The 19074-nt window shown below is 39.8% G+C and carries 16 protein-coding genes and 2 pseudogenes; 14 read left to right on the top strand and 4 right to left on the bottom strand.

The window, feature by feature from the left end:
- Nucleotides 1-129: 129 nt before the first annotated feature.
- Complete coding sequence (locus HII17_RS14405; protein WP_169076046.1) at nt 130-1779, top strand: SufS family cysteine desulfurase; 1650 nt, start codon at nt 130-132, stop codon at nt 1777-1779.
- Here HII17_RS14405 and tcdA read toward each other — a convergent pair.
- Both tcdA and HII17_RS14395 read right to left on the bottom strand, forming a co-directional pair.
- Nucleotides 1776-2567, bottom strand: a complete 792-nt coding sequence (gene tcdA, locus HII17_RS14400) for a tRNA cyclic N6-threonylcarbamoyladenosine(37) synthase TcdA (protein ID WP_169076045.1) — start codon at nt 2565-2567, stop codon at nt 1776-1778. The genes HII17_RS14405 and tcdA overlap by 4 nt on opposite strands.
- A gap of 93 nt (nt 2568-2660) precedes the next feature.
- Nucleotides 2661-2924 carry a hypothetical protein gene (locus tag HII17_RS14395; protein ID WP_169076044.1) on the bottom strand — a complete coding sequence of 88 codons (264 nt, stop codon included), beginning with the start codon at nt 2922-2924 and terminating at the stop codon, nt 2661-2663.
- Nucleotides 2925-3027: 103 nt separating this feature from the next.
- Here HII17_RS14395 and HII17_RS14390 point away from each other — a divergent pair, with 103 nt between their 5' ends.
- Complete coding sequence (locus HII17_RS14390; RefSeq protein WP_169076043.1) at nt 3028-4014, top strand: GlxA family transcriptional regulator; 987 nt, start codon at nt 3028-3030, stop codon at nt 4012-4014.
- A gap of 291 nt (nt 4015-4305) precedes the next feature.
- Here HII17_RS14390 and HII17_RS14385 read toward each other — a convergent pair whose 3' ends face one another.
- Nucleotides 4306-5592, bottom strand: a complete 1287-nt coding sequence (locus HII17_RS14385) for a citrate synthase (protein WP_169076042.1) — start codon at nt 5590-5592, stop codon at nt 4306-4308.
- Nucleotides 5593-5965: 373 nt separating this feature from the next.
- On the opposite strand from HII17_RS14385, the gene sdhC reads away from it, so the two are divergent.
- The 8 genes and pseudogenes from sdhC to HII17_RS19395 all read left to right on the top strand — a co-directional run.
- Complete coding sequence (gene sdhC / locus HII17_RS14380) at nt 5966-6340, top strand: succinate dehydrogenase, cytochrome b556 subunit (protein ID WP_169076041.1); 375 nt, start codon at nt 5966-5968, stop codon at nt 6338-6340.
- Nucleotides 6334-6681, top strand: a complete 348-nt coding sequence (gene sdhD / locus HII17_RS14375; protein WP_169076040.1) for a succinate dehydrogenase, hydrophobic membrane anchor protein — start codon at nt 6334-6336, stop codon at nt 6679-6681. Before sdhC ends, sdhD begins: the two co-directional genes overlap by 7 nt.
- On the top strand, nt 6682-8454 hold the full coding sequence (gene sdhA / locus HII17_RS14370; protein WP_169076039.1) for a succinate dehydrogenase flavoprotein subunit: 1773 nt from the start codon (nt 6682-6684) through the stop codon (nt 8452-8454).
- Nucleotides 8455-8465: 11 nt separating this feature from the next.
- A complete protein-coding gene (locus tag HII17_RS14365; RefSeq protein ID WP_169076038.1) occupies nt 8466-9176 on the top strand; it encodes a succinate dehydrogenase iron-sulfur subunit in 711 nt (236 codons plus the stop codon).
- Nucleotides 9177-9253: 77 nt separating this feature from the next.
- Nucleotides 9254-12061, top strand: coding sequence for a 2-oxoglutarate dehydrogenase E1 component (locus HII17_RS14360; protein WP_169076037.1), 2808 nt, complete (start codon nt 9254-9256; stop codon nt 12059-12061).
- Between the two features lie 24 nt (nt 12062-12085).
- Nucleotides 12086-13564, top strand: a complete 1479-nt coding sequence (odhB, locus tag HII17_RS14355; protein ID WP_169076036.1) for a 2-oxoglutarate dehydrogenase complex dihydrolipoyllysine-residue succinyltransferase — start codon at nt 12086-12088, stop codon at nt 13562-13564.
- Nucleotides 13565-13665: 101 nt separating this feature from the next.
- A pseudogene (locus tag HII17_RS19400) lies at nt 13666-13828 on the top strand (2-oxo acid dehydrogenase subunit E2); the annotation flags it as partial.
- Nucleotides 13829-13929: 101 nt separating this feature from the next.
- A pseudogene (locus tag HII17_RS19395) lies at nt 13930-14092 on the top strand (2-oxo acid dehydrogenase subunit E2); the annotation flags it as partial.
- A gap of 11 nt (nt 14093-14103) precedes the next feature.
- On the opposite strand, the gene HII17_RS19230 reads toward HII17_RS19395, so the two are convergent.
- Complete coding sequence (locus HII17_RS19230; protein WP_268969166.1) at nt 14104-14229, bottom strand: hypothetical protein; 126 nt, start codon at nt 14227-14229, stop codon at nt 14104-14106.
- A gap of 18 nt (nt 14230-14247) precedes the next feature.
- On the opposite strand from HII17_RS19230, the gene HII17_RS14340 reads away from it, so the two are divergent.
- The 4 genes from HII17_RS14340 (at nt 14248) to sucD (ending at nt 18995) form a co-directional block, all read left to right on the top strand.
- Complete coding sequence (locus HII17_RS14340; RefSeq protein WP_169076035.1) at nt 14248-14487, top strand: FeoA family protein; 240 nt, start codon at nt 14248-14250, stop codon at nt 14485-14487.
- Nucleotides 14484-16667, top strand: a complete 2184-nt coding sequence (gene feoB, locus HII17_RS14335; protein ID WP_169076034.1) for a ferrous iron transport protein B — start codon at nt 14484-14486, stop codon at nt 16665-16667. The genes HII17_RS14340 and feoB overlap by 4 nt, the downstream gene beginning before the upstream one ends.
- Before the next feature lie 289 nt (nt 16668-16956).
- The gene (gene sucC / locus HII17_RS14330) at nt 16957-18123 is read left to right on the top strand and encodes an ADP-forming succinate--CoA ligase subunit beta (protein WP_169076033.1); all 1167 of its coding nucleotides are present in this window, start codon (nt 16957-16959) and stop codon (nt 18121-18123) included.
- Nucleotides 18123-18995, top strand: coding sequence for a succinate--CoA ligase subunit alpha (sucD, locus tag HII17_RS14325; protein WP_169076032.1), 873 nt, complete (start codon nt 18123-18125; stop codon nt 18993-18995). Before sucC ends, sucD begins: the two co-directional genes overlap by 1 nt.
- The last annotated feature ends 79 nt before the right edge of the window (nt 18996-19074 follow it).

Below are 19074 nucleotides of genomic sequence, written 5' to 3'. Positions count from 1 at the left end.
TTAGTGTCTATTAGGTATAGACCATTGACTAGAAAATTAACAGTGAATTAACTAAATAATTCCTCAATTAGCCGCTGATACTAAGGTATAATTGTGCAAGTTTTATTGCTGATTTGTGTCAATTAATTGATGAGTGATTTTTGTCCACAACGTTTTAAAAAAATTTTTCCGTTACTGTGTTTATCCGAGAGTGAGGGTAAACCTCTTATTTATTTCGATAATGCAGCTACCACTCAAAAACCACAAAATGTTATAGATGCGACGTCAAATTATTATTTGAACTGCAATGCCAATGTCCATCGTTCTTCTCATCAACTTAGTCGCTCGGCTACCGCACTTTTTGAAAAGTCACGAGTTGACGCTCAACGTTTTATTAATGCTAGTAGTGAGCAAGAAATTGTCTGGACCAAAGGCACCACAGAGGCTATTAATATTGTTGCTCAATGCTATGGCAGTGTCTTTTTATCGAAAGATGATGAAATTTTATTAAGTCACAGTGAGCATCACGCCAATATAGTGCCATGGCAAGAAGTAGCAAAACGAACTGGCGCAAAAATTAGGGTGTTACCATTAACAAGCGATGGCAAAATCGATACCGATAATTTATCAACATATATCTCACCTAAAACCGCTATTGTTGCCTGTACATTAATTTCTAATACTGTCGGTAAAGTTAATGATATTAACGGTATTGTCAAAGCCGCTCGAAATGTAGGCGCTAAAATTCTTGTTGATGCGGCTCAAGCTGTCGCTCATATTAAGATTGATGTGCAATCGTTAGATTGTGACTTTCTTGTCTATTCTGGACATAAAATGTTTGGCCCAACGGGCATCGGTGTGCTATTTGGCAAACGAGAATTACTAATGAAAATGCCGCCATACCAGTTTGGCGGAGAGATGATAAAAAACGTAAGTTTTTCTGGTACGACCTACGGCGAACTGCCATTTAAATTTGAATCGGGTACACCTAATATCTCAGCTGTATTGGGGCTTTCTGCTGCGATTAAATTTGTTGAAGAATACAGGGAACAGTTTGTCCAATATGAACGAGCATTAACTGAGTATTGTTTTAAACAATTAAACCAAATACCCAATTTAACGCTTTTGTTTACAGACATACCCGATATTCCTGTTTTTTCTTTTATTATTGATGAACACCATAATCAGGACATTGCGAGTTTTCTTGATACCAATAATATTGCGGTTAGAGCAGGGCATCATTGTGCTATGCCGTTAATGGAGTACTTATCACTTGATGGCTGTATTCGTGTTTCATTAGCGCCATATAATACCCGCGCTGAAGTAGACTCCCTCATTAATGTTTTAAACCAGTATTTAACACAAGAATTGAGAACAACTGTTGACGAAACTAGTGCGCTCGAAGATATCAATCATCGTTTTGAAAAAGCTAAAGGCTGGGATGGCCGTCACCGTGAAATAATGATGCTTGGTAAATCCCTATCGAGAATGCCCAAAAGTTTAAGAGGTGAAGACAATTTAATTCAAGGTTGCGAAAGTGATGTTTGGTTGCAAGGTCAAGTCGATGGCGTTAACCATTGGCACTTTCAGACAGATAGTGATGCCAAAGTGATCAGGGGATTACTTGTTATCATATTATCTGCGTTTGAAAATAAGTCGTCTGAGCAAATACTTGATTTCGATATTGAAGGCTATTTTGAACAATTAGGACTGATACAACATTTAAGTCCTTCACGCGGCAGCGGTGTTCGCTCTATTGTTGCACGCATAATACAAATCGTAGCCGAAAGTGAAAGCTAGTGAGCCGATAATTTTTTCTTAATCAGCTTATCAATCGTTTTTCCTACTGCAAAAAAAGCAAAACTTGCTGTTACGTGAGTGGCAGCGCCAAACCCTCCGCTGCAATCTAAGCGCATTGCGCCTTCTTGTGTTTGTTTAGCGTGGCAAACATTACCATCAGCGTCAGGATAGACTAATTGCTGTGTCGAAAATACCGCGTCTATACTGAATTTTCGTTTAGTATTTCGTGGGAAGTTATATTCTCGCCTCAGCTGATTTCTTACTTTTGCCAATAAAGGATCTTGATATGTTTGGCTTAAATCGCAGATTGAAATTTGTGTCGGATCGGTTTGTCCACCAGCACCACCTACAGTGATAATGGGTATTTTATTGCGTTTACAATGAGCAATAATTGCCGATTTAATAGGTACGGAATCTATCGCATCAATAACATAGTCAAATTCTTTGCTGATTAACTCTCTAACATTGTCCAACGTGACGAAGTCTTCAACTTCTTCAACCTGACAGTCCGGGTTGATTTGTTGAATACGTTTCGCCATTTCTTCGACTTTGCTTTCACCAACTGTGTCTGACTTAGCATGAATTTGACGGTTTATATTGGTCACACATATATCATCAAGATCGATTAATGTAATTTTGCCTACACCACTGCGCGCTAATGCTTCGGCTACCCATGAACCAACACCACCAATACCTATTACGCATATCGCTGCTTCTTGAATAATGGCTGCACCTTGCACGCCGTATAATCGAGCAATACCACCAAATCTTAATTGATAATCAGACATAAATTTTAAATGCTAGAAAACAAGGGCGCGCATTATACCAGTAATTTTAATGCCTTGCCTATCGTCGAATACTCCGAAGATAGAGAATACTTGTTAGGCATTATGAAGCCAACAAGCGCTAATCTTGCACTGTGAACGATCTAATTTCTCGTGTTTACGTAGGTAGTCGCGCCATGAAATTAATTTCTGATCGTAATAAATAGAAAACCAAGACATTAACAAAAACATAATTGGCACTGCAGTTAAGGTCATTGTCATTGATAGTTCAAAATAAATAGGAACCATTATGATACTGATCATTATCATTAGGGTTAACAATTGCTGAAAAACAGTAAGTAGACTTAATAAATTTTTCATATATCACCTCCTTTTTGGCATTGAAGCTATGATATTGGTTGATTAAAAGAAAATGAGGTGGCATATTAGCCATCATAAGTGGCAAAAGTGACAGGTGGCTATTGTGAAAGTGGCAGTTTTAGCAACTAACGGGTGTATGGTGTCAGCCGTATACGGCATTTTGGACGTAATATTTGCAGCGAACTATTGTGTGGATAGACGTTACGGTGAAGGTGCAAATAAAAAAATAGATTGTCAGATTGTAACGATAGATAACAAGCCTGTCGTTGGTTATAACGGCGTACAAATTATGCCAACCCAACTTCTAGATCCTGATAATACGCCCGATGTAATCATAGTCTCTGCAACTGTTGAGGTTGTAGTTGACTGTTGTGGCGAAGATATAGAGCTAGAACAGAAAGACGAAATTAAGCAGTGGTTGGTAAGTTGCAAGAATCAAGGGACGCTAATTTCGAGCTTCTGTACAGGTAGCTTCTTATTAGCATCTTCAGGTCTTTTGGCAGGTAAAGTCGCTACGACTCATTGGCGTAGCGCTGATTTATTCAGACGCGTATTTCCATACATTCGACTAAATTCAGACCAATTACTTGTTGATAATGGTGATGTAATTTGTTCGGGTGGATCAATGGCATATATAGATATGGTGCTTTATTTAATTGAGCGCTACATCAGTAAGGAAGTAGCATCAGATTCTGCAAAATTGATTGTTTTTGATCCGGTAAGAGAGAAGCAATCACCTTATGTCACATTTAAAGCGCAGAAAGGACACGACGACCAAGCAATATTGAAAGCTCAAGAATGGTTAGAAGGGCATTTTGATCAGGAGATTTCAATCGATACTCTTGCTGACCAAGTGGGCTTAGGTTCACGCACGTTTAAACGTCGCTTTAAACTAGCTACAGGAGAAACTCCTATTAGTTACTTGCAGCGTATTCGCATCGAAATGGCAAAGCAGCGACTGGAAAACACAACAGATAATATTAATAAAATTATTTGGTCGGTTGGTTATGAAGATATTTCTAGTTTTAGGCAACTGTTTAAGCGTTTCACAGGGTTAACACCAAAGGACTATCGACAAAAATTTGCTTAAGTCTGATAGTATAAAGTATACAAAGCGCATATTTATTCATATTGAATGCTTAAGTTTTGTGCGCTAATTATCATTGTCGCCATTTTCTATATATTACGTACCTAACGCTATTTATTTATGAATTGTTAAAGATAACTATAATAAATAATCCGACTGGCAATATCGTGTATTTATTGTTCGATAAATGCACAGGAAAGTGTTTTAGGTTAACTTAAATTTGGTTAATTGTTTTACTTAGAGCATAAAAAAAGCAGCCTAAAAGGCTGCTTTTTGGGTTATAGGTAATCGAAATTATCTATTTTTTAATGGTGTGAATTCGCGATTGATTTCACCAGTATATTTTTGACGTGGGCGACCGATTTTTTGGCCTGGTTGAGATAACATTTCATCCCAATGAGAAATCCAGCCAACAGTGCGTGACATAGCAAAAATTACCGTGAACATGCTTGTTGGAATACCTATCGCTTTTAAGATGATACCTGAGTAGAAGTCTACGTTAGGGTATAGCTTTTTCTCGATAAAGTATGGGTCTTCCAAAGCAACTTTTTCTAACGCCATAGCAACGTCTAATAGTGGATCGTTAACACCAAGCTCTTCTAGAACTTCATGACAAGTTTCACGCATTACTGTTGCACGAGGGTCAAAGTTTTTATAAACACGATGACCAAAACCCATTAGACGGAACGGATCGTTCTTATCTTTAGCTTTCTTAACAAACTCATCAACGCGAGATACATCGCCAATTTCTTCAAGCATTGTTAAACAAGCTTCATTTGCGCCGCCATGAGCAGGGCCCCAAAGTGAAGCTACGCCAGCAGCGATACAAGCGTATGGGTTTGCACCAGAAGAACCAGCTAAACGTACTGTAGATGTTGAAGCGTTTTGCTCATGATCAGCATGTAAAGTAAAGATACGGTCCATTGCTTTAGCAAGTGTTGGGCTAACGTTATATTCTTCTGCAGGTACAGAGAACATCATATGTAAGAAGTTTTCTGCATAATTTAAGTCATTTCGTGGGTAAACGAAAGGTTGACCCATGCTGTATTTATAAGCCATCGCTGAAATAGTTGGCATTTTAGCCACTAAACGATGTGCACAACGCATGCGCTGTGCAGGGTCTGTAATGTCTAAATCGTCATGATAGAACGATGACATAGCACCAACAATACCACAAAGCATCGCCATAGGATGGGCATCTGCTCTGAAGCCTTGGAAGAAGTTAGCCATCTTCTCATGAACCATCGTATGGTTAGTAATGATGTTTTCAAATTCATCATACTCTGCTTTAGTTGGCGCAGTACCATTTAATAATATGTAGCAAACTTCAAGGTAGTTAGCTTCTTTCGCTAAACTATCAATCGGGTAACCACGGTGTTGTAAAACACCTTTTCCGCCATCGATAAAAGTAATAGCAGATTCACATGAAGCAGTTGCTAGGAAGCCTGGGTCATAGGTGAAGTAGCCAGATGCACCTAAGGTGCGGATATCAATTACGTCGTTGCCTGCAGAACCTTTTAAAATAGGTAATTCAGCAACTTCTTTACCATCAATACTGAGAGAGGCTTTAGAATCAGCCATATGTTTTATCCCCTATATTTTTTAGATACTGACTAAAAAATGACTAGTTAGTCAGTTTTTCTGAATATAAAACTGCGGGTATTCTACTTCAAAGTAACCCTATAAAGTCAATTCAAATGTGCGTTTGAATTGACTAAAGTCTAATAAATTTGATCTATTCGTATAAAAAATAGCCGCAACTCTTTAAAATCGAACGAAAATTGTAATTCCTGAAGTTCAAATATATAATCAATCTGATCTTCGTTTGTTTAACGTTGCATTCGTATGTAATGTTTTTATAAGTGTAGTTCATTTGGGGGGTTGCTCATCATAAATATTTCATGAGTAACAATAAAAAAAGTTGAAGGCTCTAAGAGCTCTTTAGGCATCAATCGTGAAAAAAGAACGTCCTGTAAACCTAGACCTGACTACAATAAAGATGCACCCAGCAGCAAATGCTTCTATTTTGCACCGTATTTCTGGTGTAATAATGATATTTGCTATCGGCATTCTATTGTGGACTCTATCGTTATCCTTATCTTCCGCTGAAGGATTCGCTCAAGTTAAAGCTATGCTTGATGGTGTTTTCTTTAAATTTATCATTTGGGGTATTTCTGTCGCTATTATCTATCACTTGTTAGGTGGCATTCGTCACTTATTGATGGACTTAGGCCATTTTGAAGAAAAAGCATCGGGTAATGCCAGTGCTAAGTTCATCATTGTGTTGTGGATAGTACTTTCTGCTGTAGTGGGAGTTTGGTTATGGTAAATAACGCAGCAACTGTAGGCCGTAGTGGTGTACATGATTTTATTTTATTAAGAGCTAGCGCATTAGTTTTAGCCGCATTTGTGCTATTTCTCGCTGGCTTTTTTGCTTTCACACCTGAAGTTACATTTGACGTGTGGAAAGGTTTGTTCGCTAACCTTTGCATGAAAGTGTTTGCTTTAGTTTCTTTATTTGCATTGTTAATCCATGCGTGGATCGGTATCTGGCAAGTATTGTCAGATTACGTTAAGAAAGCTTTCTTACGTGGTACTTTGCAATTTTTCTTCTCAGTAACCTTGCTATCATATTTCGTAGCAGGCTTCCTTATTGTGTGGGGTGTGTAAGTGAGCGTTTCAGTTCGTGAATTTGACGCCATAGTTATTGGCGCAGGCGGTGCAGGTATGCGTGCCGCACTAGCAATCTCAGAGTCAGGCCAAAGTTGTGCCCTGATTTCAAAAGTATTTCCTACTCGTTCTCATACAGTATCGGCACAAGGTGGCATTACAGTTGCACTTGGTAACGCCCATGAAGATCACTGGGAACAGCATATGTATGACACGGTTAAAGGTTCTGACTTTATCGGTGACCAAGACGCTATCGAATACATGTGTAAAACAGGTCCTGAAGCGATTATTGAGTTAGAGAACATGGGATTACCATTTTCTCGTACCGAAGAAGGTAAAATTTACCAACGCCCATTCGGTGGTCAATCTAAAAACTTCGGTGGTGAACAAGCGGCTCGTACTGCTGCTGCGGCTGACCGTACTGGTCACGCACTACTTCATTGTTTGTACCAACAAAATGTTAAAAACAAAACTAACGTTTTCTCTGAGTGGTATGCATTAGATATTGTCAAGAACAATGACGGTAACGTTGTTGGTTGTACTGCAATTGATATTGAATCAGGCGAAGTTTGCTACTTTAAAGCCCGTGCTACGGTATTAGCTACTGGTGGTGCTGGTCGTATTTACGCGTCAACAACCAATGCACATATTAATACCGGTGACGGTGTTGGTATGTCGTTACGTGCTGGCGTTCAAATGCAAGATATGGAAATGTGGCAGTTCCATCCAACAGGTATCGCCGGTGCAGGTGTGCTTGTTACTGAAGGTTGTCGTGGTGAAGGTGGTTACCTATTAAATAAAGATGGTGAACGCTTCATGGAACGTTACGCACCAAACGCTAAAGATTTAGCTGGTCGTGACGTTGTTGCTCGTTCAATGATGACAGAGATTCGAGAAGGTCGTGGTTGTGACCACCCTCAATATGGACCTCATATCAAATTGAAGTTAGATCATTTAGGTCGTGAAACGCTTATGCAGCGTTTACCAGGTGTTTGTGATTTATCTGAAACATTTGCTCACGTACATCCTGCAAATGAGCCAATTCCAGTAATACCTACCTGTCACTACCAAATGGGTGGTGTACCTTGTAACGTTAATGGTCAAGCAATTAGCTACAACCCAGAAACGGGTGAAGACAAAATTATCGAAGGTTTATTTGCTGTTGGTGAAATTGCTAACGTATCAGTACATGGCGCTAACCGCTTAGGTGGTAACTCGTTACTTGATTTAGTGGTATTTGGCCGAGCAGCTGGTAACTTCTTAGGTGAGTACCTAGCAGGTACTGAAAACGGTAAAGAAGCATCTGATTCTGACCTAGACGCTGCACTTTCTCGTTACAACCGTTGGGAATCTTCAACATCTGGTGAAGATCCAGTTCAAATTCGTAAAGATCTACAGCAGTGTATGCAACTAAACTTCTCGGTATTCCGTGAAGGCGAAGCGATGGCTGAAGGTATGAAAGAGTTAACGGATATTCGTGAACGTCTTAAAAATGCGCATTTAGCTGATAAGTCACGTGAATTCAACACTGACCGAATCGAGTGTCTTGAATTAGACAACCTAATGGAAACTGCATTCAGTACAGCTAAAGCAGCTAACTACCGTACCGAATCACGTGGTGCTCATTCTCGTGAAGATTTCCTAGACCGTGATGATGCAAACTGGTTATGTCACACTATTTACTCTCCTGAGACCGAAGAAATGTCGAAGCGTGATGTAAATATGGAGCCTGTTCACCGCGAAGCTTTCCCTCCGAAAGCACGTACATACTAAGGAGCATTAAAATGATTCAGAAGTTTTCGATTTATCGTTATAACCCAGATGTTGATAATGCACCTTATATGAAGGATTATGAGCTGGAAGTTCGAGAAGGCTCAGATATGATGGTACTTGATGCGTTAATCTTACTTAAAGAGCAAGATTCTACGTTATCTTTCCGTCGTTCATGTCGTGAAGGTGTTTGTGGTTCAGACGGTTTGAACATGAACGGTAAGAATGGTTTGGCATGTATAACACCTTTGTCTGCTGTTAAAGCAAGCAAAATTGTTTTGCGTCCATTACCAGGTTTACCAGTGGTACGTGACTTAATTATTGATATGACTCAGTTCTACAATCAATATGAAAAAATTAAACCGTACTTAATTAACGATGGCAAAGAACAGCCAGCACGTGAACATTTACAATCTATTGAAGAGCGAGAGCACTTAGATGGTTTATATGAATGTATTTTATGTGCATGTTGTTCAACGTCATGTCCATCATTTTGGTGGAACCCAGATAAATTCATCGGCCCAGCGGGCTTGTTACACGCTTATCGTTTCTTAATCGATAGTCGTGATACAGCAACCGACGAGCGTTTAGATGATTTGCAAGATGCTTACAGCGTATTCCGTTGTCATGGCATCATGAACTGTGTTGACGTTTGTCCAAAAGGATTAAACCCAACAAAAGCAATTGGCCATATTAAGTCAATGCTTTTACAAAGAGCCGTTTAATCGTTTAGGGTGGGGCAACAGTCCCACCCTGATTAAACTTTATTATTGGTGGCTTTTACCTTGTAAAGGAACAGCTAATGCCCGAAGGTGTAATGAAGGCTTGGTTAGAGTCTTCCCATTTGAGTGGTGCTAACACTGCTTATATTGAAGAACTGTACGAACACTATTTAGAAAACTCGCAGTCAGTTTCAGATGAATGGCGCGCAGTTTTTGATTCTCTCCCCAAAATTGAAGGTGCTGATGTTGAATATAAACATTCAGCTATTCGTGAAGAATTCAGAGAGCTAGCAAAACAACCCGCTCGCAACGTTATTGTTTCTGGTGGCTCTGATGCAAAACAAGTTAAAGTTTTGCAGCTTATCAATGCTTATCGATTCCGTGGTCATCAAAATGCAAATATTGACCCGTTAGGTTTATGGCAGCGCGATAAAGTACGAGACCTTCAACTTTCTCATCATGATTTATCTGAAAACGATTTTGATAAAGAATTCAATGTAGGTTCGTTTGCTTGTGGTCAAGAGACTATGAAGCTAGGTGACTTATATAAAGCGTTAAGAAAGACATACTGTGGATCTATTGGTGCAGAATATATGCACATGACATCGACAGAAGAAAAACGCTGGATTCAAAGTCGTCTCGAATCTGTGCAATCACAAGGTCAATACTCGACTGAACAGAAAGAAGAAATTCTTAAAGGTTTAATTGCAGCAGATGGCCTAGAGAAATATTTGGGAGCTAAATTCCCAGGTGCTAAGCGCTTCTCACTTGAAGGTGGTGATGCACTTGTACCTATGTTAAAAGAACTTATTACCCGCGCGGGTACTCACGGCACTAAAGAAGTTGTCGTTGGTATGGCTCACCGCGGTCGTTTAAATGTTCTTGTTAACGTTATGGGTAAGAACCCAGCCAAATTATTCGACGAATTTGCAGGCAAAACAGATGAAGCTCTAGGTTCGGGTGACGTAAAGTATCACCAAGGCTATTCATCAGATTTTGTAACGCCAGGTGGTAATGTTCACTTGGCATTAGCATTTAACCCGTCACATTTAGAAATTGTTAACCCTGTTGTTATGGGGTCAGTTCGTGCACGTTTAGACAGACGTGATTGTGACGAGGGTGACTTAGTATTACCAATAACTATTCATGGTGATTCAGCGATCGCTGGACAAGGTGTCGTACAAGAAACTTTTAATATGTCGCAAGCGCGTGCATTTAAAGTTGGCGGTAGTATTCGAATTGTGGTGAATAACCAGGTTGGTTTCACAACGTCGGACCCTAGTGATACTCGTAGTGGTGAATACTGTACTGATATCGCTAAAATGGTAAATGCGCCTATCCTGCACGTAAATTCAGATGACCCTGAAGCGGTTATTTTAGCGACGCAAGTGGCATTAGACTTCCGTAATAAGTTTAAGCGTGATGTTGTTATAGATCTTGTATGTTATCGCCGTCACGGTCATAACGAAGCGGATGAGCCAAATGCGACTCAGCCACTTATGTATCAAGTGATCAAAAAGCACCCAACACCACGTCAGCTTTATGCAGATAGATTAAATGCTGAAAACTCTATTGCTAAAGCCAAATCTGACGACTTAGCGGCATACTACCGAAAGTTATTAGACGAAGGTCAATGTACTGTAGAACAGTGGCGTCCAATGACCGAGCATTCAGTAGATTGGAGCCCGTTCCTAGGTCACGATTGGGATGACGAATATGACCATGAAATTTCAGTAAGTAAGCTGAAAGAGCTGGCATCTTCAATTTCATCATACCCAGAAGATCACCCGGTACATTCTCGTGTTAAGAAAGTGTACGACGATCGTAAAAAAATGGCTGCGGGTGAGAAGTTATTAGATTGGGGTTTTGCTGAAAGTTTAGCTTATGCCGCAATCGTAGATGGTGGTAATCGTGTACGTATTACTGGGCAAGACGCTGGTCGAGGTACATTCTTCCATCGCCATGCCGTACTACACAATCAAACAGATGCTAGCCATTATCTACCACTTAAAAATGTACGTGAAGGCCAAGGTGCTTTCGATGTGCATGACTCAGTATTGTCTGAAGTTTCAGTATTAGCATTTGAATATGGATACACAACTGCTGAACCAAATGGTTTAACTATTTGGGAAGCACAATTTGGTGATTTCGCTAACTGTGCGCAAGTTGTTTTTGACCAGTTTATTTCATCAGGTGAGCAGAAGTGGGGCCGTTTATGTGGCTTAACTATGTTGTTACCACATGGTTATGAAGGTCAAGGTCCAGAGCATTCATCTGCACGTTTAGAACGTTACTTACAATTATGTGCTGATCACAATATGCAAGTATGTGTGCCGTCAACACCTGCGCAAGTATTTAATATGCTACGTCGCCAGGTTGTTCGTCCTATGCGTCGCCCATTGATTGTAATGTCACCTAAATCATTACTACGCCACCCATTGGCTGTTTCCTCATTAGAAGAGCTTTCAAATGGTGCTTATCATAATGTGATTGGTGAAACTGATGAAGACATCAAGCCAGAAAATGTTGAACGTGTTGTATTCTGTAGCGGTAAGGTTTACTACGAGCTACTGGAACAACGTCGTAAGAATGAGCAAAATAATGTTGCAATCATTCGTGTTGAACAATTATACCCATTCCCAGAAACTGAATTACGCGCTGAATTAGAACAATATCAGCATGTAAAACAATTCGTCTGGTGTCAGGAAGAGCCACAAAACCAAGGTGCTTGGTATTGCTCGCAGCACCATTTCCGTGCGTGTATTCCTGAAGGTAATTATTTGACGTATGCCGGTCGCAAAGCATCAGCTGCACCAGCGGTAGGTTATATGTCCGTCCATGTAAAAGAACAACAAGCGCTAGTCCATGACGCGCTAAATGTTGAATAGACTAGTTTTGTAAGGAATAAATGAATGACAACCGAAATTAAGGTTCCTGTATTACCAGAATCAGTTGCTGATGCAACGGTAGCAACATGGCATGTACAAGTAGGCGATACTGTAGCTCGCGACCAAGTGCTTGTTGATATTGAAACAGATAAAGTAGTACTTGAAGTACCTGCTACTTCTGATGGTGTAATTACTGAAATTAGCCAAGAAGAAGGCGCAACAGTATTAGGCGAGCAAGTTATTGCTATTCTATCTGAAGGTGAAGCTGCAGCAGCTCCTAAAGCTGACGCGGCTCCTGCTGCTGCACCAGCAGCAAGTGGCAAAGTAATTGATATTATTGTCCCTGTTTTACCTGAATCTGTAGCAGATGCAACAGTAGCTACTTGGCATGTGGCTGAAGGCGACGCGGTATCGCGCGATCAGCAACTTGTTGATATTGAAACAGACAAAGTAGTGCTTGAAGTTGTAGCGCAAGAAGATGGTGTTATCGGTAAGATTATCCACGCTGAAGGCGAAACTGTATTAGGTGAACAAAAAATTGGTGAATTAAGTGCCGGTGCAACAGCATCAGCGGCACCTGCAGCTCCAGCGGCAGAAGAAGCATCTTCTGGTGACGGTGTTGCATCTCCATCAGTGCGTCGTTTAATGACTGAAAAAGGTTTATCTGAGTCAGACGTTAAGGGCACTGGGAAAGGCGGTCGCATTACTAAAGAAGATGTTGAAGCCGCGGCTAACAAACCAGCAGCAGCTCCTGCACCTGCAGCGGCAGCTGCAAGCGCTGCTGCATCGTCTGCATTAGGTGAGCGTAGCCAAAAACGTGTACCTATGACTCGTTTACGTAAAACAATTGCTAATCGTTTACTTGAAGCGAAAAACTCTACGGCGATGTTAACAACGTTTAACGAAGTTAACATGAAACCAATCATGGATTTACGTAAGCAATATAAAGACGTATTTGAGAAAACTCATGATACTCGCCTAGGCTTTATGTCGTTCTATGTTAAAGCGGTAACAGAAGCGTTAAAACGTTTCCCAGCTGTAAATGCGTCAATCGATGGTGATGATATCGTTTATCACAACTTCTTCGATATCTCGATTGCAGTTTCTACGCCTCGAGGTTTAGTAACACCTGTACTTCGTGATTCAGACCAGCTTTCAATGGCAGGTATCGAGCAAGGTATTCGTGAGTTAGCGATTAAAGGCCGTGACGGCAAGTTAACTATGGATGATATGCAAGGCGGTAACTTCACTATCACTAATGGTGGTGTATTTGGTTCATTGCTTTCAACACCAATCATTAACCTTCCACAAACCGCTATCTTAGGAATGCATAAGATTCAAGATCGTCCAATGGCGGTTGATGGTAAAGTTGAAATTTTACCTATGATGTATCTAGCATTGTCTTATGATCACCGTTTGATCGATGGTAAAGAATCAGTAGGTTTCTTAGTAACAATTAAAGAGTTACTAGAAGATCCAACTCGTTTATTACTAGATATTTAGTTAGACATCTAAAACTAGAAAAATAATAAAATAAAAGCCTCGCTAAATTAGCGGGGCTTTTATTTTGTTTAAGTAAAAATTCCAAGAATGCATTTGATTGGGCTGTCGACGGTAAAGTTGAAATTTTATCTATGATGTATCTAGTATTGTCTTATGATCACCGTTGCTCTTTATTAAAAAACGGACGGTAAAGAATCTGTTGGTTTCTTAGTAACAATTAAAGAGTTACTAGAAGATCCAACTCGTTTATTACTAGATATTTAGTTAGACATCTAAAACTAGAAAAATAATAAATGAAAAGCCTCGCTAAATTAGCGGGGCTTTTATTTTATTTAAGTAAAAATTCCAAGAACGCATTTGATTGGGCTGTCGACGGTAAAGTTGAAATTTTATCTATGATGTATCTAGCATTGTCCTACGACCAACGTTGCTCTTTATTAAAAAACGGACGGTAAAGAATCTGTAGGTTTCTTAGTAACAATTAAAGAGTTACTAGAAGATCCAACTCGTTTATTATTAGACATCTAAGCTAGTCTAAATTAATGATAATAGAAGCCGCTATCTAGCGGCTTTTTTATTGTTGTTATTTGTAAATAATTCTCAATATCATTGTTAATTTGATGTACATCATCACTTTTAATGCCTAAAGCGGTTAGTCTGTTCATTCTCGAATGCTTATGAATATGACTGACAATATGACACTGACCAGTGGGCATACTAAGCAGCGCTATAAAGTGATTGCATTGCCATTTGAACACGAAAAAGAAATACGGTTAATCGAGCAAGACATTTTTGTCGGTTGTGAGCTTAAACTTATCTCAATATTTCCATTTAAGGGGCCTGTAGCAATAGCTGTGCATGGTTCTGCTTATAGCTTGCCATATGAATTAGCTGCTGAAATTCAAGTGGAGCATATTGCATGACTTTATCCACAAATATTGCCATGGTTGGTTTTGCTAATAGTGGTAAAACAACCTTATTTAACAAACTAACTAATAGTCAGCAGAAAACAGGTAATTTTGCAGGTATTACGGTCGCTGCGAAAACAGGCAAGGTTGACCTCGGCAATAAACAATATGACCTAACCGATTTGCCAGGAGTTCCTGCGCTAACAAGTGCAGTTGAATATGGCAAAGATATACGTATTACCATAGATTATTTAGCGCAGACTAAAATAGGCTGTCTAATTAATGTAATTGATGCAACACAAATGCGTCGACAGCTATATTTAACCAGTCAATTGCTTGCGCTTGGCTTACCTATGGTAGTGGTTATTTCCAAAGATGATCGAAAAGAAGCGGCGTCGTTAAATCTTGAAAAACTGAGTAAAGAATTAAAGTGTCCCGTTATTAGTGGTAATTGCAGCAAAATGACTATTTTGTCATTGATTGAGAAAACACTAGCAAGTGGTGATAAGTCGGTAGCCACATTGTTTAACACGCCTATAGGTAAGCTAGTAGACATAACCTCTAATGCAGAGTTACTTAATTTAGAAAAACAAGAATGTATTGATGTATGTAACTGCAAAACTGACAGTGGCGTATTGCAAACAATCAAAAAAGCACGTTATTCAGCAATAGATCAATTGTTGGTGGATATCCAATTTTCAGAAAATCAAACAGCATCCCTTACTCAGCAAATCGACAAATACCTATTATCAATTAAGTTTGGTATTCCCGTATTCTTATTAATGATGTACCTACTTTTTATGTTTGCCATTAATGTAGGTAGTGCATTTATAGACTTCTTCGATGTAATGGCTGGAACGCTATTTGTTGAATATCCAATGTATTGGTTAGCCTCTGCTGGATTACCTGACTGGTTAACCACTATTGTCGAAGGTATAGGAATGGGCCTTCAAACCGTAATGACCTTTATACCTGTTGTTACCTGTTTGTTTATTGGGTTGTCTTTGCTTGAAGCAAGTGGCTATTTATCGCGAGCGGCATTTGTTGTTGAAGCGTTAATGCAGAAAATTGGTCTACCAGGAAAAGCATTTGTGCCACTTATTGTAGGCTTTGGTTGCACAGTGCCAGCAGTAATGGGCGCTCGAATTTTAGATAGTGAACGTGAACGCATTACCACGATTATGATGTCACCATTTATGTCTTGTGGAGCAAGGTTACCTGTATATGCATTGTTTGCGGCCGCGTTCTTTCCTAGTTCGGGACAAAATATTGTATTTTCTCTTTATTTAATTGGTATTGCTGCTGCTATATTTACCGGCTTTTTGCTACGAGCAACAATTCTCCAAGGCAACGCAAAATATACCGTGATGGAGTTACCACTTTATGATTGGCCTGGGATTATCGTATTAGCCAGAAAAGTAACGCAACGTGTTAAATCTTTTGTTACTGGTGCTGGAAAAATAATTGTTGTCGTTGTTTGTCTCCTTAATTTCTTTAACTCTTTTGGTATAGACGGTGAATTTGGCCATCAAGACAGTGAAACGTCGATACTTACGCAAGGAGCACAAGTTATCACACCATTACTTTCACCAATGGGCATCCAAGAAGATAACTGGCAAGCTGGTGTCGGCATTATTACCGGAATTTTTGCCAAAGAAGCATTAGTAGCTACATTTAATAGTTTATATTCGACAACTGGCGGAGAAGCATCAAGTGAACCTTCAATTATTGATGCCTGGAATATAGGTATAGGCTCAATTGCTGAAAACCTATTAGGCATAGCACCTGAAGATCCACTTGGTGTTAAAATAGGAGATGTGTCTGACTTATCTATCGCGGCACAAGAACAAGAAGTAGCGATATCAACATATATTGCTATGCAACAGGCGTTTGATGGACGACTTGGCGCATTTTCTTATCTATTATTTATTCTACTTTATACACCGTGTGCAGCAGCAATGGGTGCCATTAAAAACGAAACGAATACGCGCTGGGCATTGTTTGCCGCGCTATGGAGCTTTGGATTAGCATATATTGTTGCAACAGTGGTTTATCAGTTAGGTAATTTACACCTTACGCCTTTATATTCGAGTGTATCGTTAGCTATTATTGCTGCAATTTTATGCTTAATTTACCTATTGCTGAAAAAACAAGGTGGGAAAATATTAACGATACCTATTCAAGTAGTTTCTTAACGCTACTCGACTAAAGTCGTAGCTAATTTAATTGTGATGTATTTGTAAAGTGATATTGGTATTACCTATTGAAATATATGGCTTTTTATTACTTTTTAATTTCAAGTTGAGAAAATTGGAATAAGTAGCATACTTATTCGTAATGAATCTCCCGGAAAGGGGTTTCACCGCATAGGTTTTATCTATATAATCTGTGCACAATTATAATCGTTTAGTGTAATTGCTCAAATTGGTAAGGCCAAGAGAGCTGCTATGCTAAATCCATTCAAATAGTAAGTGGAAAATCACCATGAATTTGCATGAGTATCAAGCGAAACAATTATTCGCTGAATATGGTTTACCAGTTTCTGAAGGTTTCGCATGCGATACACCTCAAGAAGCTGCTGAAGCTGCTGACAAAATTGGCGGCGATATGTGGGTTGTTAAAGCTCAGGTTCACGCAGGTGGCCGTGGTAAAGCTGGCGGTGTTAAGCTAGTTAAAACCAAAGAAGAGATCAAAGAATTCGCACAACACTGGTTAGGTAAGAACTTAGTTACTTATCAAACAGATGCGAATGGTCAGCCAGTAGCTAAGATTTTAGTTGAAAGCTGTACTGATATCGCTAACGAACTATATTTAGGTGCGGTAGTTGACCGTGGTTCTCGTCGCGTTGTTTTCATGGCATCAACTGAAGGCGGTGTAGACATCGAAACAGTTGCTGAAGAAACTCCACACTTAATTCACAAAGCAGCTATCGACCCATTAGTAGGTCCTCAAGCATACCAAGCTCGTGAATTAGGTTTCAAACTTGACTTAAACCCAACTCAAATGAAGCAGTTCGTTAAGATCTTCATGGGCTTAGGCAACATGTTTACTGATCACGATTTTGATTTACTAGAAATCAACCCGCTAGTAATCACTGAAGAAGGTAACCTTCACTGTTTAGACGGCAAAATTGGTGTTGATTCAAACGCTTTATACCGTCAACCAAAAATCCGTACCTTCCACGATCCATCTCAAGAAGATGAGCGTGAAGCACATGCTGCACAATGGGAATTAAACTACGTAGCATTAGACGGCAACGTTGGTTGTATGGTTAACGGTGCTGGCCTAGCAATGGGTACAATGGACATCGTTAACTTACACGGCGGCAAGCCAGCTAACTTCTTAGATGTTGGTGGCGGCGCTACTAAAGAACGTGTTGCAGAAGCATTCAAAATTATTCTTTCTGACGACAACGTATCTGCAGTATTAGTTAACATTTTCGGTGGTATCGTTCGTTGTGACATGATCGCTGAAGGTATTATCGGTGCTGTTAAAGAAGTAGGCGTAAACGTGCCAGTAGTTGTACGTTTAGAAGGTACTAACGCTGAAGCTGGTCGTGAAGTATTAGCTAACTCTGACGTTGATATCATTGCTGCTGAATCACTAAAAGACGCTGCTGAGAAAGTAGTAGCTGCTGCGGAGGGCAAATAATGTCTGTATTAATTAACAAAGATACTAAAGTTATCTGTCAAGGTTTCACTGGTGGTCAAGGTACTTTCCACTCAGAGCAAGCTATCGCATACGGTACGCAAATGGTTGGTGGTGTATCACCAGGCAAAGGCGGCCAAGAGCACTTAGGTCTTCCAGTATTCAACACAGTTCGTGAAGCAGTAGAAGCAACTGGCGCAACAGCTACAGTTATCTACGTTCCAGCTCCTTTCTGTAAAGATGCAATCTTAGAAGCAATCGATGCTGGTATCGAATTAATCGTAACGATTACTGAAGGTATTCCAACGTTAGACATGCTTGACGTTAAAGTTAAGCTTGAAGAAACTGGCGTTCGTATGATTGGTCCTAACTGTCCTGGTGTTATTACTCCGGGCGAATCTAAGATCGGTATCATGCCAGGTCACATCCACAAGCCAGGTAAAGTAGGTATTGTATCTCGTTCAGGTACATTGACTTATGAAGCCGTTAAGCAAACAACTGATGCTGGTTTCGGTCAGTCTTCATGTGTTGGTATCGGTGGTGACCCAATCCCAGGTACTAACTTTATCGACGTTTTAGAAATGTTCCAAAACGACCCACAAACTGAAGCAATCGTAATGATTGGTGAAATTGGTGGTACTGCAGAAGAAGAAGCTGCTGAGTACATTAAAGCTAACGTAACTAAGCCTGTAGTTTCTTACATTGCAGGTGTTACAGCCCCTGCTGGTAAGCGTATGGGCCATGCTGGTGCTATTATCGCTGGTGGTAAAGGTACTGCCGATGATAAATTTGCAGCGTTAGAAGCGGCTGGTGTTAAAACCGTTCGTTCTTTAGCTGATATCGGTGTAGCGCTTAAAGAGAAAACTGGTTGGTAATCAACCTTTCTTTTTGAAAGTTATTTGAAAAACCCGCCTTATGGCGGGTTTTTTGTTTTCATTACTTTTTATAAACTAT

This window comes from Thalassotalea algicola (assembly GCF_012932965.1).
In the GTDB taxonomy this organism is placed as follows: Bacteria; Pseudomonadota; Gammaproteobacteria; order Enterobacterales; family Alteromonadaceae; genus Thalassotalea_F; species Thalassotalea_F algicola.
The sequence above is the reverse complement of the archived record's forward strand: the minus strand, read 5'-3'. Positions and strand labels throughout refer to the sequence as shown.